The organism is Paenibacillus sp. Marseille-Q9583 (assembly GCF_976954365.1).
The window spans coordinates 1-17,261 of sequence record NZ_CDRJTB010000098.1; the positions used below are offsets into that span (position 1 = coordinate 1).

Annotated in this window: 15 protein-coding genes; all 15 read right to left on the reverse strand. The window is 44.9% G+C overall.

Translation table 11 applies throughout. The features are described 5' to 3' along the window. Positions 1-113: 113 nt before the first annotated feature. Entirely contained in the window at positions 114-1,082 is a 969-nt protein-coding gene (gene argF, locus ACWNM1_RS28280) for an ornithine carbamoyltransferase (RefSeq protein WP_449603586.1), read from the reverse strand. Further along, positions 1,079-2,365, reverse strand: coding sequence for an acetylornithine transaminase (locus tag ACWNM1_RS28285; protein ID WP_449603587.1), 1,287 nt, complete (start codon positions 2,363-2,365; stop codon positions 1,079-1,081). The genes argF and ACWNM1_RS28285 overlap by 4 nt, the downstream gene beginning before the upstream one ends. Positions 2,366-2,435: 70 nt before the next feature. Then, positions 2,436-3,266 carry an acetylglutamate kinase gene (argB, locus tag ACWNM1_RS28290; protein WP_042192361.1) on the reverse strand — a complete coding sequence of 277 codons (831 nt, stop codon included), beginning with the start codon at positions 3,264-3,266 and terminating at the stop codon, positions 2,436-2,438. 42 nt (positions 3,267-3,308) lie between these two features. Continuing rightward, complete coding sequence (gene argJ / locus ACWNM1_RS28295) at positions 3,309-4,541, reverse strand: bifunctional ornithine acetyltransferase/N-acetylglutamate synthase (RefSeq protein ID WP_449603588.1); 1,233 nt, start codon at positions 4,539-4,541, stop codon at positions 3,309-3,311. Positions 4,542-4,561: 20 nt separating this feature from the next. Continuing rightward, the gene (argC, locus tag ACWNM1_RS28300; protein WP_449603595.1) at positions 4,562-5,611 is read right to left on the reverse strand and encodes an N-acetyl-gamma-glutamyl-phosphate reductase; all 1,050 of its coding nucleotides are present in this window, start codon (positions 5,609-5,611) and stop codon (positions 4,562-4,564) included. A gap of 181 nt (positions 5,612-5,792) precedes the next feature. Beyond that, entirely contained in the window at positions 5,793-6,677 is an 885-nt protein-coding gene (locus tag ACWNM1_RS28305; RefSeq protein WP_449603589.1) for a YitT family protein, read from the reverse strand. A 151-nt stretch (positions 6,678-6,828) separates the two neighbouring features. Further along, positions 6,829-7,942, reverse strand: a protein-coding gene (prfB, locus tag ACWNM1_RS28310; RefSeq protein WP_143759238.1) for a peptide chain release factor 2 whose coding sequence is annotated in 2 segments (ribosomal slippage) — positions 6,829-7,869 and positions 7,871-7,942 — 1,113 coding nt in all. Because the reading frame shifts where the segments join, the coding sequence is not laid out codon by codon here. Between the two features lie 372 nt (positions 7,943-8,314). After that, positions 8,315-10,822, reverse strand: coding sequence for a preprotein translocase subunit SecA (gene secA, locus ACWNM1_RS28315; protein WP_042192370.1), 2,508 nt, complete (start codon positions 10,820-10,822; stop codon positions 8,315-8,317). Positions 10,823-11,101: 279 nt separating this feature from the next. Continuing rightward, positions 11,102-11,650, reverse strand: coding sequence for a ribosome hibernation-promoting factor, HPF/YfiA family (gene hpf / locus ACWNM1_RS28320; protein WP_042131328.1), 549 nt, complete (start codon positions 11,648-11,650; stop codon positions 11,102-11,104). Positions 11,651-11,879: 229 nt separating this feature from the next. Next, positions 11,880-13,325 carry an S-layer homology domain-containing protein gene (locus ACWNM1_RS28325; RefSeq protein ID WP_449603590.1) on the reverse strand — a complete coding sequence of 482 codons (1,446 nt, stop codon included), beginning with the start codon at positions 13,323-13,325 and terminating at the stop codon, positions 11,880-11,882. A 385-nt stretch (positions 13,326-13,710) separates the two neighbouring features. After that, complete coding sequence (locus ACWNM1_RS28330; protein ID WP_019915069.1) at positions 13,711-13,908, reverse strand: cold shock domain-containing protein; 198 nt, start codon at positions 13,906-13,908, stop codon at positions 13,711-13,713. Between the two features lie 234 nt (positions 13,909-14,142). Further along, on the reverse strand, positions 14,143-14,484 hold the full coding sequence (locus tag ACWNM1_RS28335) for a flagellar protein FliT (RefSeq protein ID WP_449603591.1): 342 nt from the start codon (positions 14,482-14,484) through the stop codon (positions 14,143-14,145). After that, positions 14,477-14,887 carry a flagellar export chaperone FliS gene (gene fliS, locus ACWNM1_RS28340; protein ID WP_449603592.1) on the reverse strand — a complete coding sequence of 137 codons (411 nt, stop codon included), beginning with the start codon at positions 14,885-14,887 and terminating at the stop codon, positions 14,477-14,479. The genes ACWNM1_RS28335 and fliS overlap by 8 nt, the downstream gene beginning before the upstream one ends. Positions 14,888-14,899: 12 nt before the next feature. Beyond that, positions 14,900-16,789, reverse strand: a complete 1,890-nt coding sequence (gene fliD, locus ACWNM1_RS28345; protein WP_449603593.1) for a flagellar filament capping protein FliD — start codon at positions 16,787-16,789, stop codon at positions 14,900-14,902. A 17-nt stretch (positions 16,790-16,806) separates the two neighbouring features. Further along, a complete protein-coding gene (locus ACWNM1_RS28350) occupies positions 16,807-17,196 on the reverse strand; it encodes a flagellar protein FlaG (RefSeq protein WP_449603594.1) in 390 nt (129 codons plus the stop codon). Between the last annotated feature and the right edge of the window lie 65 nt (positions 17,197-17,261).

A 17,261-nucleotide genomic window follows, 5' to 3' on the forward strand; every position in this document is an offset into this window, starting at 1 on the left:
TAGTCCATTTTAAAGACAATAAATCAATTCTTTATGGGGAAGTTTTCCGTATAGTTCCCTATTTTCGTAAGTTAAGTTTTATCCTAATATTCTATTATTCTATAAATTTTTCCTTATCCCATCAGAGCAGCCATTAAAGCCTTTTGTGCATGCAGGCGGTTCTCAGCCTGATCAAAGATCACCGAGTTAGGGCCATCAATTACGCCTGTGCTAACCTCTTCCTCACGGTGGGCTGGCAGGCAGTGCAGGAAGAGATAATCGCTCTTCGCGCCTTTTACAAGCTCCTCATTGACCTGATAGTCCTTGAATGCCTCTTCACGCGCCTTTTGCTCCTCTTCGAAGCCCATGCTCGCCCACACATCGGTATAGATAACGTCAGCGTCTTGCACAGCTTCTTGCGGGCTGCGAGTTACCACAATCTTGGCTCCGGTTTCTTTAGCGATCTCACGGGCTTCTGCTACAACCGCTGCATCCGGCTCATAGCCTTCCGGTCCAGCGATAGATACATCCACGCCCAGCTTAGCGCCACCAATCATCAGGGAATGTGCCATATTGTTGCCATCGCCGATGTAAGCCAGCTTTAGGCCCTTAAGCTTTCCTTTGTGCTCGTAAATCGTTTGGTAATCCGCCAGCACTTGGCATGGATGTGCCAGGTCGCTCAGACCGTTGATTACTGGAATAGAAGCATACCGAGCTAGATCCTCTACTTTGTCATGGCCGAAGGTACGGATCATAATTCCGTCGAGGTAACGTGACATTACTTGTGCTGTATCGCCAACCGTTTCACCGCGTCCAAGCTGAATGTCATTTTTGCTCAAGAAAAGGGCATGCCCTCCCAGCTGATACATTCCAACTTCAAACGATACGCGCGTACGAGTAGAGGATTTTTCAAAAATAAGACCAATCGTTTTCCCCTTCAGCGGCTGAAATTCTTCGCCATTTTTCTGTTTCTTCTTCAGCTCAATCGCCGAATCAATCAGATACGTAATTTCCTCCGGGCTGTAATCGTTCAGCTCCAGCAAATCACGGCCTTTCAGTTGCTGCGCAATGGTGTGCTTGTTACTCTGTACGCCCTGACTCATGAGCTTACCTCCCCGTTTGCTTGTTTAGCATAAGTATGAATGAGTTCGGAGACGATGTCTACCGCTTGGTCGATCTCCTCTTTACTTACATATAGATTAGGCAGCAAGCGAAGGACATTAGGACCCGCTGTCACGAACAACAGTCCTTTCTTTTGTCCAGCCAAAACAATATCGCCCACTGGTGATTGACATTCAATCCCGATTAACAGTCCTTTACCACGGATATCCTTCACAAAAGAACAGTCCGCCAGCTTCTCTTTCAAAAGACCTGTCAAGTACTTACCCATTTCTTCAGCGCGTTGTGGAAGCTCATCTTCCAGCATCGTTTCAATTGTCGCTGCCATAACCGCTGTTGCGAGTGGTGTTCCCCCGAAGGTGGACGCATGGCTGCCTGGTGAGAAAGCATCACGCAAATACCCTTTGCCAAGCATTAAGCCCGCTGGGAACCCACTAGCAATCCCTTTAGCCAAAGTGAAAATATCTGGTTCAATTCCATAATGCTGATGAGCGAACAGCTTGCCTGTACGTCCCATACCTGTCTGTACTTCATCTACAATCAGAAGCAATCCGTGTTTCTTGCACAGTGCCACTACAGCGTTCAAGAACTCAGGTTCTACCTCAAGCACGCCACCCTCTGCAAGTACCATCTCCAGCATGATAGCAGCTGTATGATCCCCAATAGCAGTCTCTAACGCTGGGAGATCATGCAAGGGTACAGTCTTGAAGCCTGCTGGAAGCGGCAGGAATCCTTCTTTTACCTTTTGCTGACCTGTAGCTGTTAGTGTGGCTAATGTACGTCCATGGAAGGATTGTTCAAATGTGATGACCTCATAACGATCCACACCTTTAATCTTCTGGTGGTAACGACGAGCCAGCTTAATAGCCGCCTCATTCGCTTCTGCCCCACTATTACAGAAAAACACTTGATCAGCGCAGCTATTCTCAGTCAAAAGGTTTGCAACTTTGTCCTGTCCAGGAATATGGAACAGATTCGAGACATGCCAGAGCGTATCGATCTGTTCCTTCAGCTTCGCACCGACTTTTTCAGGGGCATGACCTAGACTGGTCACAGCTAATCCACTTGTGAAATCAAGATACTTGTTGCCCTTATCATCCCATACCCAGGTGCCCTTGCCTTTCACTAAGCTGAGATCATATCTGGCGTAAGAAGGGAATACCGCGCTAAGCTTGCCTGCTGCAACATCCGGTGTACCTGATCCTACTGTATCGGTCTGCTGTGCCCCTGCTTGCGAATCCAATTCAGCTTGTGTAAGCTTGCTCATTCTAAGTCACTCTCCCACCTTGTGCTCCTGTGTACCAGGCTGCACCTCTAAATGATATTCATCTATGATTCTACGAACGAATAATACGTGTGCCTATCGCTTCACCTTGTAGTACTCGACTAAGCACCCGCGGTTCTTTTCCATCCACAATAATAACCTCTGAAACGCTGCCTTGAATGCAATCGATAGCTGCCCGCACTTTGGGGATCATGCCGCCGTAGATTTCTCCACTTTCAATTAAAGCTTCGATTTCCTGTACGGTAACGGATGGAAGCACAACCTTTCGACCCTCCACCGTACTCATAATGCCAGGCACATCAGTGACTACGATCATTTGGGGAGACTCTACATAAGAAGCTACTGCCCCTGCTGCTGTATCTGCGTTAATATTGTAGCGCTGACCTGCAGCATCTACACCGATAGGTGCAATGACAGGAATATATCCCATACCTATAATCCCTGTTACGATATCAGCTTTCACTTCCGTTACTTCTCCTACCAACCCTACTTCAGCGCTATTAGCTACGGGTCTAGCAGTAATCATATTTCCATCGATGCCGGATAGCCCTAGAGCTAGACCGCCACTTCCTTGAATTCGCCTTACAATCGCCTTGTTGATACTCCCTGCCAGCGTCATCTCTACGACATCTAGTACTGCCTCGGTGGTTACTCGCAGACCGTTCACGAAGCTGCTTTCAATGCCCAGCTTTGCTAGATTCTCTGAAATGGCAGGCCCTCCGCCATGAACAATTACAGGCTGAATGCCTTCCTGCTGCAAATCTCGTAAATCTTCGAAAAAAGAATCAGGAAGAGCAGCCAGCGTACTGCCGCCGCATTTCATCACAAACAATCCACTACCATCTAATGCATCTATAAGTTCAAGCTCGCTATTTAGCGTCATAAGTTCGGTATCCTTCCCTTGTGGGCTTAATCTCGCCACAAATTAGGTACGATATGCAGCGTTAATACGCACATAATCGTAAGTTAGGTCACAGCCCCAAGCTGTAGCCTTTCCGCTTCCATCATGCAAATCTACAGTGATCAGCACCGTTTCACTTTTTTGCAAATAGGCCAAAGCCTTCTCCTCATCAAAAGCAACCGGCTTGGAATGCAGTAGTACCTCGATATCACCTAATGAAATGTTCACACGCTCCGGCGATACTGGCACACCCGCGCGTCCAACCGCAGCAATGATCCGTCCCCAGTTCGCATCCGCTCCAAAAATAGCAGATTTCACTAGACTAGAACCCACCACTGTCTTGGCAATCGCTGCAGCAGCTTCGTCATGAACAGCACCATTCACTTGAACCTCAATCAGGTGAGTCGCACCTTCTCCATCACGAGCAATCGCTTTGGCAAGCGTCTGGCAGACATACGTGAATCCTGCGGCAAAAGCGTCCCAATCCGGATGCAATCGGGTCAGCTTCTCATTACCTGCAAGCCCACTAGCCATCGAGACTAGCATATCATTGGTGCTTGTATCTCCATCAACTGTAATCATATTAAAAGTAACGTTCGTAGCAGAACGAAGTAGACTGTGTAAATCCTCCGCTGAAATATCAGCATCTGTAGTCATAAAACCGAGCATGGTAGCCATGTTAGGATGAATCATCCCGGAGCCCTTCGCGGCTCCAGCAATAATAACTTCTACACCGCCAACAAACACCTTCACGGCAACCTCTTTTTTAACTAAATCAGTTGTAAGTATAGCCTGACAGAATTCTTCCGCTCCAGCAGCCCCACCGTCCAGCTTTTCTGGTATTGCAGCAATACCGCTACGTACGCAATCCATCTTTAGCAGCTCACCGATCACACCAGTCGAGGCGACAGCAACATCATTAACCTCTACACCCAAATGTTGAGCCGCAGCAGCGCGCATCTCATAAGCATCGGCCTCGCCTTGTTCACCTGTGCAGGCATTAGCATTCCCGCTGTTCACGACTACCGCCTGCAACGTTCCGTTCGCAAGACTTTCCCGCGTCACCTTCAGAGGAGCCGCCTGAAAAACATTTGTCGTATACACAGCAGCAGCCGTAGCTGGAACCTCACATAGGATGACTCCGAGATCGTTGCGGTCTGTTTTTTTCAATCCACAGTGCAGTCCTCCGGACTTAAATCCTTTAGGTGAAGTTATGCTTCCACCTTCCAAGGTAGTAAATAATTCAATCTCGCTCATGTTATTTGTACCGCTGATCCTTATGGATACACTGGTGTGTAGCCGAGGCCAAGGGTTTCCTCCCATCCCATCATCAAATTAAGGTTCTGTATTGCCTGACCTGCCGCACCTTTTACAATGTTATCAATGACGGAGACTATGGTCACCCGCCCTGTACGAGCATCTGTCGCAAATCCGATATCACAATAATTAGAGCCGCTAACTTCTTTTGTCGCTGGAATCACACCTACATCGCGCACCCGCACATATGGTCTGCCCGCATAATATTCACGATATAAATTCACAAAATCCTGCTCCGTATAATTGCCCGTCATTCCTGCATACATCGTACTCATAATACCTCTGCTCATCGGCACGAGATGTGTGGTGAACGTTACGGTTACCTTTTCTCCAGCAATCTCCGTGAGTGTCTGCTCAATTTCTGGTATATGTTGATGTTTATTTATTTTATAAGTTTTTAAGTTCTCGTTTATCTCTGCATAATGCACCATCAGGCTCGTTCCGCGTCCTGCTCCGGTAACCCCGGATTTGGCATCAATAATAATACTGTCATGCTTAATCCAGCCTGCCTGAATCGCAGGAATTAGTCCAAGAAGTGTAGCCGTAGGATAACAGCCTGGATTAGATATAAAGTTGGCCCCAGCCGCACGCTCTCCAAACACCTCGCAAAGTCCGTACACAGCTTGTTCTAGGTACTCATCAGCAGGAGCTGTATGTTTGTACCAGTGCTCATACTCTGCGCCATCCTTCAATCGGAAATCACCGGATAGATCTACGACCTTAAGTCCAGCTTCCAGCAGCTGCGGGACCAACTTGGCACTTACACCAGACGGTGTAGCCGTAAAAACCACATCTGCCCGCTCAGCCATCTGCGCCGGATCAACGCCATCCAGCCTTCGGTCAATAATGCCCGTCAAATGAGGAAACCCTTCCTCTATCGCATCCCCTGCACTAGATGAAGAAATTACCGAAGTAATCTCTACTTTAGGATGACTTTGTAGTAGCCGAATCAGCTCTACGCCTCCATAACCCGTTGATCCAACAATCGCTGCCTTCAGCTTGCCTTCCACTGTCATCCCCACTTCCTGCTTATCCTGAATATATTATTTAATATCATGCATACCGTCTTAGAAATATGTATTATTATACATCTCTATTAATATAAATACAACACAATATGTGAACTTTATTCATCCTAAATATAACCTCATTTAGAAAAAAAGAGAAGCGTAACCTCCCCTTTAGGAGAGATTACGCTTCTCTTTTAAACCCTTCGCCTAACACTTCATGTGCTTCGGTAATAATAACAAATGCACTTGTATCTACGGATTGGACGATCGCCTTTAGCCTTGATACTTCATTCTGACCTACCACTACCATCAGAACAGTTCGTGCATCGCCAGTGTACCCGCCATGTGCGTCCAGCTTTGTCAGACCACGATCCAGATCATTTAATATCGCCGCTGATATTTCATCTGTTTTGTCCGAGATAATATAAGCAACCTTCGTATAACGGAAGCCAACCTCTATTGCATTAATGGCCTTACCTGTAACAAACAATCCGATCAGCGCATACAGCGCCTGCTCCATGCCGAGTATAAATGCAGCCAGCACAATAACCGTCCCGTCCAGCAACACAACGGAAACCGAGAAGCTGAGACCAGATATCTTTTGAATGATCTGCGCCAAAATCGTAAGTCCACCTGTTGAGCCCCGTCCCCGGAACACAACGCCAAGTCCCACCCCCACACAGATACCTCCATAAATGGAGGCTAAAAGTGGATTAGTTGTAGGTGCAGGTAAATCTTTTGTCAACAAGATAAATAGCGGCAACACAAAGCTCCCCAGCAACGAGCGAACGCCGTATTGTTTACCCAGGAAGACTACTCCTAGTACAAACAATGGAATATTAAGCGCCCACTGTGTAAATGCCGGTTCAGCCCCAAACCAAGCTTCAGCCAATACTGAAAGACCCGATACACCACCAGAAGCTATATGATTAGGCAGAAAAAAAAGATTAAACCCCAGTGCCGTGATTAGCGAGCCGATCAGAATAAGCATTGTATCCACCACATGACGGACGGGTCCATTCAGTGGAATCAGCGGGGGTTTATTACGAGAATTGATTTTTTGCATTTCATGGCGCTCCTTAAAGTGTCATCTTGCTCTACGTAAGAAGAAACGGCTATTCCATCCATATTAAAGAATGGTATCCGTTTCCCCTAAAAAAATATAAAGATAAAGTATGGAGTAAGCTTATACTTTCCTATATTCCCGAAAAAATCCCTTAATCCGCCTCAACCTTGATCTGGCTGCGCAAGTACCCATCAATGAATGCGTCCAGGTCTCCGTCCATTACTGCACCCACATTACCTGTTTCCACGGAAGTACGGTGATCCTTGACCATGTTATACGGATGGAATACATAGGAACGAATCTGACTGCCCCAAGCGATTTCGGATTGCTCGCCGCGAATCTCATCCAATTGCTGCTGTTGCTCTTGCAGCTTGCGCTCATAGAGCTTGGAACGGAGCATTTTCATGGCTTGTTCCCGGTTCTTGATCTGTGAACGTTCGTTCTGACAGGTTACCACCACACCCGACGGCAAGTGAGTAATCCGCACCGCAGAGTCCGTGGTATTGATATGCTGTCCACCGGCGCCACTCGCACGATACGTATCGATCTTAAGATCCTCGGTGCGGATCTCAACTTCAACATCATCCGTAATTTCCGGAACGACATCACAGGACACAAAAGAGGTGTGGCGTCTACCCGAAGAGTCAAACGGAGAAATCCGCACTAGTCGATGGACACCCTTCTCAGCTTTTAAATATCCATATACGTTGAAGCCCTTGATAAGCAGTGTAACACTCTTAATTCCTGCTTCATCACCCGGTAAATAATCGAGTACTTCAACCTTAAATCCACGTTTTTCAGCCCAACGTGTGTACATACGCAGCAACATCTGTCCCCAGTCTTGGGATTCTGTTCCGCCAGCACCCGGATGAAGCTCAAGAATAGCATTTAACTTGTCGTACGGTTGGTTAAGCAGCAATTGCAGCTCGAATTCATCCACTTTACTGCCTAGGCTACGGATCGTCTCTCCGATTTCTGTTGCCAGGTCCTCATCGCCCTCTTCATCCGCAAGCTCTGCCATCATCGCAGCATCATCGTATTCCTGTTGAAGCTTCTCGTATTGATCTACGGAAGATTTCACAGCGTTCATCTCAGCAATTACGCTTTGCGCTTGCTCACTATTATCCCAGAATCCTGGAGCCGCCATCTTCTCTTCAAAGTTAGAAATCATCTCTTGCTTAAGATCTAAGTCAAAGAGACCCCCTAAGGTCAGTTAGTTTCTTGCCTATTTCACGCAGATCCTGCTTTACATTTGGTTCTATCATAGGTCACTTCACCTTTCAAAATTGGTTGTTACGGTCTTCGCTCTAATGGATGGATAGTTAGTGGGTGAGTGAATGTTCAGCCATTCGGAGAAGGATTGGAGTTCCGATCGCTGTTATCCTCAGATTCCTTGATTAGATAACCGCACTTGCGGTTGGAATCTGAAGATAAAGGCGAGCGCTACGTTTCTCCAGTTCCAAACCTTCTCTCCATTCCACATTCACTCAAGTGCTAAAGATCCAAAAAAGCGACTGGGCCGCAAACGGGGGATACCCCCGGGCCCAGCCGCTCTTTATGGTTAGTATACCCATAGAGATCAGGGTTAAAGACTTACACCTTCAACACCTGAATACGAGCACTACTAAACGTTTGTCTTATGCGTTTTGACCGTGGCAATTCTTGTACTTCTTGCCGCTTCCGCAAGGGCAAAGATCATTACGGCCAGTCACAGCCTCAACATGAACCGGACGTTTCTCAACAGGTTCGCTGTTTGTAGAGATCTTGTCTTCATCAATAACGGATTGACGTTCCTGATTCGCCTCGATGTGAGCCTTCATAATATAAGTAGCTACTTCTTCTTGAATCGTAGCAGTCATAGTATTAAACATCTCAAAGCCTTCGAATTGATATTCGCGAAGTGGATCCGTACCACCGTAAGCACGCAAGTGAATCCCTTGACGCAATTGATCCATTGCATCAATATGATCCATCCATTTGCTATCTACGGAACGAAGCACGATTACCTTCTCGAATTCACGTACGAGTTCTGAACCCAGACGTTCTTCACGTGCAGCATATTTCTCAAGCACACGTTCGAAAATGAACTCGATGATCTCCTCAGCTTCCTTACCCCATAGAATATCACGGGTCAAAGCACCTTCTTCAAGCAGCTTGCTGTTTACGTAATCAGCAACTTCTTGCAGTTCCCAGTTCTCAGGAATATCATCGCTACAGTGTGCGAGAACGATACGCTCAATTACTGGCTTGATCATTTCAAGCACGACATCTTTAATGTTATCAGACTCCAGAATCTCACGGCGTTGTTTATAAATAATTTCACGCTGTTGATTCATCACATCATCATATTGCAATACAACTTTACGGATATCAAAGTTATTACCTTCAACACGTTTCTGAGCAGATTCTACAGCACGCGTGATCATGCGGCTCTCAATCGGCTGATCTTCCTCGAATCCGAGACGATCCATCATAGTCAGAACGTTGTCAGCACCAAAACGCTTCATGAGCTCATCGCCAAGCGACAAGTAGAATTGTGTTGAACCAGGGTCACCTTGACGACCCGCACGACCGCGCAGCTGGTTATCAATCCGGCGCGATTCATGACGCTCTGTACCAATGATATGCAGACCTCCAAGATCTGTCACACCTTCACCCAGAACGATGTCCGTACCACGTCCAGCCATGTTGGTAGCAATCGTAACTGTACCTGGCTGACCTGCATGGGTAATGATTTCTGCTTCCGCAGCGTGATGCTTCGCGTTAAGCACTTGGTGTCTAACGCCTTTGCGCTTCAGCATTTCAGAAACGAGTTCTGAATTCTCGATCGACACTGTACCAACCAGTACAGGCTGGTTCTTTTTGTGACGTTCTACGATTTCTTCCACGACAGCCTTGAACTTACCATTCTCACTCTTGTAGACCACATCTGGCATATCTACACGCTGATTTGGTTTGTTCGTAGGAACTTGAAGAACTTCAAGACCATAAATCTTTTTGAACTCCTCTTCCTCAGTCTTCGCTGTACCTGTCATACCACCGAGTTTACGATACATACGGAAGTAGTTCTGGAATGTGATTGTTGCAAGAGTCATACTCTCATTTTGTACTTCGATTTCTTCCTTCGCTTCAATCGCTTGGTGCAGCCCATCGCTATAGCGACGACCTGACATTAGACGTCCTGTAAATTCATCAACAATAACGACCTCACCCTCGTTTACAACGTAATCTACGTCACGACGCATAATTACATTTGCTTTTAGGGCTTGGACGATATGGTGATTCAAAGTTACATGACTGTGATCATACAAGTTCTCAATACCAAAAGCGCGCTCAGCAGTAGCCACACCTTTTTCAGTCAAGGCTACAGACTTCACCTTAATATCAACTGTGTAGTCTTCTTCAGCCTTAAGCTTTTTCACGAAACGGTCTGCTGAAAAATACAATTCTGTAGACTTCTCAGCTTGTCCGGAAATAATAAGAGGTGTACGTGCTTCATCAATAAGAATAGAGTCCACTTCATCAATTATACAGAAATACAAAGGGCGCTGAACCATTTGCTCTTTATAAAGCACCATGTTGTCACGCAAATAATCGAAACCAAATTCGTTGTTTGTGCCATACGTAATATCGCAGGCATAAGCAGCTTGTTTATCAGCATGGTCCATACCGCTTAGGTTAACCCCAACCGTCATGCCCAGGAAGTTATAGATTTGTGCCATTTGTGCGCTGTCGCGCTGAGCCAAATAGTCATTGACCGTTACTACGTGTACGCCTTTACCTAGCAAAGCATTCAAATACACTGGCAATGTACCTACTAGTGTCTTACCTTCACCAGTCTTCATCTCGGAGATTCGGCCTTCATGCAGAGCCATACCACCAATTAACTGCACATCAAAATGCCGCATACCAAGTGTCCGCTTGGAAGCCTCGCGTACGGTAGCAAATGCCTCAGGAAGAATTTCTTCCAGAGTTTCGCCTTTCTCAATACGGGCACGGAATTCTGCTGTCTTAGCTTGTAACTGTTCATCAGAAAGCTTTACAAATTCCGGTTCCAATCCATTAATTACATCGACTGTCTTCATGAGACGTTTAACGTCACGATCGTTGGTGTCTCCGAATATTTTCTTTACAAGTCCTAGCATGGTTAACCCCTTTCATGCAACACAGATGGTGGAACCGAGCCCATCCTCACAAAATTGAAAGGGCCATTTATAAATTCGATTCCGCTGCTTCATAAATTGTAACAGTTTGTAAGAGATGCCGCAATACAAGGTGTATCAGCCACATTTTTCAATTATAGTCGCTTATACGCACAAGAGCCCTATTCGCTGCAAGCGAATAGGGGCTCGGTTTAAATTTCTTAGGTTCTGACTAACTCTCGAGGCCCTTTATACTTAGAGCATAACTGGCATCATTGTATCTTAGCCCTGTTCAATCAGTCCATATTTACCATCATCACGTTTGTAAACTACGCTTACTTCCGAGGTGTCGATATTGGAAAAAACAAAGAAATTATGTCCTACCATGTTCATTTGAAGAATCGCTTCTTCTACATCCATCGGCTTCATCGTAAAGCGTTTGTTCCGCACAACTTCTAAATCATCATAATCTTGTTCTTCTACAGCAACAGCGGTACTAGCTCCATCCACAAACAGCGTCTTCAGTCCCTCTTGACGGAACTTACGATTGATCTTCGTTTTGTGTTTGCGAATTTGACGTTCTAGCTTGTCCACAACGGCATCTATGGAAGCATACATGTCATCGCTGCGATCTTCCGCACGAAGCGTCACGCCAGCAAGCGGAATGGTTACTTCCACCGTATGAAGGCCGCGAACTACGCCAAGCGTCACAGACCCTTCAGAGGTAGGGGGTGCTTCGAAATACTTCTCAAGTTTGCTGAGCTTCTTATCAACATACTCTCTCAAAGCGTCGGTCACGTCAATTTGTTGACCTCGAATGGTGAATTGCATGGCCACTCCTCCTTTAGTTACACCTTCATTATACCAAATTGTTAAGCCTAAGTAAAAAGTAATTCCTTACAGCCCTTACAATTAGATAACAAATATTGTCGTAGTGTTCACAAATAAAACAAGTCCGGTAAGAGCAACTATTCGCCTCACCGGACCAAGAGTAAACCTGACGTTATTATAGTACGAATTCCATTCTTATATTCCAAAACTGAGAAAGTATAAGATGAAATTACTTGGTATGAATTTGGATGATTTCTACAGGTGACAATTGTATACCTGATCCTGTAATAACGTATATCTTATAGGCAGTATTGGCTGTCAATCCAGTCAAAGTATGCGTATGTTTTACACCAGGAGCGAACGTAAGCGTATCCGTCCATGGTGAAGTCAATGCTGTACCAGTACTATTCTGACCTAAAGCAATTTGTGCTGCGCTAGGTGCTTTTTCATTAGCAGGTAATACTACATATCTTACTGGGGATGGAGTGTCACCTGTCACACCATATTTAACATATACGTCTGCTGTAACAGTACCTGCTTGTCCTGGTTCAAAAAGCGTAATCGACTTTTCAGTTGCCTGAGCAGTAGTTAATCGAACGGTTGTTACAGTAGACAGATTGCCAGATGCATCGGCTACTACGATATATGTTGCATATTCCGTCCCAGGATTCAATCCGTAAACAGAGAATGTAACCGTTGTTTTGGCTACAGTTGCAACACTACCATGAATTTCGCTTGCAGTTCCATTGCTGATCTGTCCTTTTTCCACCTGCAATGCACTCGGTGCACTTACGTTAGCAGTATAAGGAGCTACAACATAGTACACTGAGCCCGTTACGGAAGATGTCAGGTATACATCGGCTGTTACCGAACCAACGTTACCATAGGTTGCCTCAGATACGGTTGGTTTTGTTTCATTTCCTCCACCGTTATCGCCGCCAGATCCACCACCACTTCCGCCACCAGTACTACCACCTGGAGTAGCTGTTGGCGTTGGCGTAGCTGTTGGTGTCGGAGTAGCCGTTGGCGTTGGGGTAGGAATTACTCCACCACCTGTGCCGCTACCCGGGTAATAGATGACTGAGGTATTGATGATACCTACAGCCTCTGCACGTGTTAACGATCTCTTAGGACCGAAGGTTCCGTCCGGATAACCGTTAATAATCTTCTTATCCGCTGCAGCGGCTACTGCACCTTTTGCCCATGCTGCAATTTGTGCATTGTCTTTAAATTTGGTAGTAGTGCTATTAGTGCTCAATTTAAGTAATTTCGCAGCCATTACCGCTGCCTCTTGTCTTGTGAGCGGACTATTAGGACGGAACGTATTGTCCTCGTATCCCCCGATATAACCAGCTTCCACAGCTTTAGCCACTTCACTGTAGTTCCAGTTTGTGCTTTTCATATCTTTAAAGCTTACAGTGGCTTTTTCTTTAAAACCGAACAGGCGATTTACCAGAGTCACATACTCTCCACGTGTAATTGCCTTGTTTGGTTTAACTGTACCGTCTGGGTATCCTCCAAGGTATCCACTATCTAACCATTCTTGTAGCTGAGCTTGGGCCCAGTGACCTTGAATATCCTTAGGTACGGAAGCGGCAGATACGCTGCCAAGAGATCCTAATAACATACTAACTCCTAAAACTCCGGTCATAAGACCGCGCAACTTCTTTTTCATCCTGCTAATCATCCTCCTAAAAGTTTTGATAGCGTAGGCTATATGAATCTCTTTTTTGGAAGTATTGGCCTAGGCTAACATAGTGTGCGTCGAGGTAAGATAAACAGCTCAACGTAAAGCTATTACCCACATTTCGGAGAGTTCTAACATTTTCCATATTATAAATTTACAAAGTACGCTATTTTTTTCTATTAACAGCGTTGATAAAGGCTTATGAACGCACAAAATATCCCCACAAAGTGGAGCTTTACTTCGATGCATACTCAGGTACTTTGCGGGGCCCCAATACACAAAAAAAGGACCTTGGGAGAATTCCCAAGATCCTTGCTAGCGCTGTCTAAATTGCTAACCATCTACTTATATGTAGGTCGGCTTAGCCGTATGATTATAATTTGATTACGTTAGCTGCTTGTGGTCCGCGTGCGCCTTCAACGATATCGAACTCTACGGATTGGCCTTCATCCAAAGTCTTGAAACCGTCAGTTTGAATCGCGGAAAAGTGTACGAATACGTCGCCACCGTCTGCAGTCTCGATAAAACCATAACCTTTTTCTGCGTTAAACCATTTTACTTTACCTTCCATTGATTAAACATTCCCTTCGTCATCAGATGAACGTGAGTCTTGCTCACAAATCGACTATACCACCGTAACTTCTTCATTGTCAATTGGAAAAGTAAATGTTTACATGCAATAATTTACCACGTAAAATAGGACGTTTAATTTACCATAATCAAGAAATAACTGCGACGTAAGGATCAAAAAAAGAGCAGACGGTATTTAATACCCGTCTACTCCTATAGTGAAACACCGATAAAATTATTTTTTGCGATCCATTAGAAAACTATCTGGGGTGTAAGCGGCCTCGTAGGCGCTGCGCTGTACCTTGGACTGATTGCGCTTCTGCAGCCAGTCCTGCGCCTCGAGGCAAAGAGTGTTCATGCGAGCAGTGATTTCTGAATCGTGATGCAAAATTCGTTCAATTTCGACCTTTTGCGCTTCCGTTGCAGGAATCAACGAGAACTGTCGGATGATGTCATCAATCAATTTCTGACGTTCGTCCACGAAAGACTCTAACTCTTCAAATTCGACTTCGTATAACCGCTCCATTATATTCTGCGTCAATTGCTTAAACTCTATAATAAGCTTATCTTTATCCATTTGAAATTTCCGTAGATAACGGCGGCTGACCTTGACCTGCTGCGATTTTGGAAGCCTGTAACCACGTTTCCCGTAGTTCAATCAAATATCCCACCGCTTCCTCAGCCTTTGTTGTATCTTTGCGTATATTGGCCTCAACAAGTAGGAAATTTGTATATTCATAGAGTGAATACAGGTTCTTAGATACTTCATAGTTATAATCAAGAGTGCTCATCAACTCACTGACAATGGTTTGGGCCTTACCAAGATTAATATTGGTTTTTTCAAGATCGCTCCGCTTGAGTCCATCTAATCCCGCCCGTATAAATCGAATTGCCCCATCATATAGCATAAGTACCAGTTGGGCAGGCGTGGATGTCTGAACGGAAGACTGTCGGTATTTATCGTAAGGAGAATTAATCAATGATCTCACCCTCTAGTTTTTATAGCCCATGCTGGACAAAAGATTAGCAGACTGAGCATTAAGTTTATTCATAGCCGTTTCCATAGCAGAAAACTGCTTGTAATAGCGATTTTCTGCATTTGTAAGATTCTTCTGTAAGGTAGCGATTCGACTTTTATAACCATTAAGTGTTCTTCCCATTACGCTCTCTTCTTTGTAGGTTGCAGTGAGATCTGCCGAGAATTTATTCGTACCTGCCTTCTCAGAAAACCTCTCCAATGCGTCGCCGGCTTTTGTCGCAAGCTTATCAAACAATCCAGCAGAAGTATCGCTGGCAGGTCCTTGTAGCAAATCTATGATCTTTTGAGGATTATCAGAAATGGCTTGCTTTAATTTAGATTCATTAAGATAAAGTTTCCCGCCTTCATAATATTTACCGGTAGTAATGCCTATTGCATTAAGATCACCTAGGCTCCCAGTAATAGCCATACGCATAGAGGATACCATTGATTTTAAAATATCATCATTTTTCAAAAGCCCACTCTGTGCTTTTTCTGTCCAGGCTTTAATATCCGCTTCTTTCATATCTTTCTTCTGTTCATCGGTAAGAGGTGTAAATGTACGGTATTTCGCTTCACTTGTCTTATTATTTAACAATTTGAGTAATTCATTGTAATCTTGAATGAACCCTTTGATCGTTTCTACCGCTTTAGTTGAGTCAGTTTGAGTAGTAATTGTTACCGTTTTATCAGCAGCAGTAGTTGCCAACAAGGTGAGAGCAACGCCATTAATTGTAAAGTTGTTTGTATCTCTTTCCAACTTCGTTCCATTTATAGTGACCTGAGCATTAACTCCGGAAGTATATGTCTGTTGTGTCCCTTTGAAAAGAGTAAGCAAAGTGTTATCCGCTGCCGCTCCAAGCTCTATCTTTCCGTCTGATTCATTTGTTTTGGAAGTGAAGATCAGTTTGCCTTGACTTGAATCAAAACTAGCGGTGAACTTTCCGGTATCCGATATTTTCTTAACGACTTCACCTATTGTTTCACTGCCATTAAACGAAAGTGTCACTCCTTCAATACTAAAACTATATGTTCCGCTTAAGTCGCCACCTGTGAGTTGACCCAATTTTGTGCTATTGTTTAAATTTGCTCCAGCGCTGTTGGTCTCAATAACCGTCCTCCGGCTTGGCAGCGGCGAAGCCCCTCCGAATAAATCTATTAGCGGGTTGCCTCCAGAAATCACTCCCAGTTCCACCTTACCTGAAGCCCCACTGATTTTGGAACTTATCAATAACTTTCCGGTAACTTCATCAAAACTGGCTGCAACATTGGCGTCGGAATTCGCATTAATAGTTGCAACCATAGTAGAGATAGAAGTCTTGCCATTAAAAAGCGGTTTACCGTTACCGTCTCTGAAGTTAATTCCATTGATAACTAAATCGAATTCTTTATCGAGGTTAGCTTTTAGATATGTATCTTTATCACTTGGAGAGAGATCAGAAAAAACCTTCCCGTCACTTGCCGCAGCACGTTCCGCAGCAAGTATTGCCAGCGTCGTTGCACCACTCTTCCCTGAACCTACTCCCTTTGTTTCCAAAGTCGCCTTAGTCGCCAGCCGCTCAATGCTGACCTTCATATCCGTTCCGTTGGCATCAGCAGTAGCTTCAGCCTTAAGGGCATCCGTATTCCCCGAAATAATCGCTTTATTTGCGTTCAAGGCACTGTTAAACCCGTATTTGTCAGTAAGTTTATTATTTTTAAATTCGTACAGCTTGCTGTTGATTTCACGGTAGCTGTCCCTTTTCCATTCCAAAAGCTGTTTGTCCTGCAACAACTTATCAAGAGGCACACGTTTGGCAGCCATCATACTCTTAACCATACTGTCAATATCCATCCCGGAGAATCCATTAATCCGTGCAACCAAAACAACACCCCCTGTTATCAGATTTTCTCGTCTACCAGAATTCCTGCGATTTCCATCATCTTCGCTACAAGATCCAATGTCTTCTCTGGAGGAATCTCACGAATAAGTTCTCCTGTATCCTTGTTCATCACTTTAACCATGATGTCATGTGTCTTCTCATGTACACTAATCTCCAAAGTAGTCTGGGGACCTTGTAATGCTTTCACAGCGCGTTCGATATTCCTGATCAATTGTCCCTCAGCAAGAGACACATTTACACCTTGCCGTTCTTTTGTGTTCAAATCCTTGGTATCCCTAATTGAGGGAAATTGCTCCACTGACGAAAATACTGAATTCTTAGATACTGTTTCACCCCTGCTATTCCCACCAGATAATGCAGTGGCGGATAAGGAGAACTGTACATTCATGAGTCCAACCTCCAACGACGCTTAATTTATATTATTTATATCGGTCATCAAATTCATTTATTTAT

Bases quoted from the DNA above. Each gene is read 5' to 3' on its own strand.
- argF (WP_449603586.1), bottom strand. From the start codon at position 1,082: ATGAGTCAGGGCGTACAGAGTAACAAGCACACCATTGCGCAGCAACTG.
- ACWNM1_RS28285 (WP_449603587.1), bottom strand. From the start codon at position 2,365: ATGAGCAAGCTTACACAAGCTGAATTGGATTCGCAAGCAGGGGCACAG.
- argB (WP_042192361.1), bottom strand. From the start codon at position 3,266: ATGACGCTAAATAGCGAGCTTGAACTTATAGATGCATTAGATGGTAGT.
- argJ (WP_449603588.1), bottom strand. From the start codon at position 4,541: ATGAGCGAGATTGAATTATTTACTACCTTGGAAGGTGGAAGCATAACT.
- ACWNM1_RS28305 (WP_449603589.1), bottom strand. From the start codon at position 6,677: ATGCAAAAAATCAATTCTCGTAATAAACCCCCGCTGATTCCACTGAAT.
- secA (WP_042192370.1), bottom strand. From the start codon at position 10,822: ATGCTAGGACTTGTAAAGAAAATATTCGGAGACACCAACGATCGTGAC.
- hpf (WP_042131328.1), bottom strand. From the start codon at position 11,650: ATGCAATTCACCATTCGAGGTCAACAAATTGACGTGACCGACGCTTTG.
- ACWNM1_RS28325 (WP_449603590.1), bottom strand. From the start codon at position 13,325: ATGAAAAAGAAGTTGCGCGGTCTTATGACCGGAGTTTTAGGAGTTAGT.
- ACWNM1_RS28330 (WP_019915069.1), bottom strand. From the start codon at position 13,908: ATGGAAGGTAAAGTAAAATGGTTTAACGCAGAAAAAGGTTATGGTTTT.
- ACWNM1_RS28335 (WP_449603591.1), bottom strand. From the start codon at position 14,484: ATGGATAAAGATAAGCTTATTATAGAGTTTAAGCAATTGACGCAGAAT.
- ACWNM1_RS28350 (WP_449603594.1), bottom strand. From the start codon at position 17,196: ATGAATGTACAGTTCTCCTTATCCGCCACTGCATTATCTGGTGGGAAT.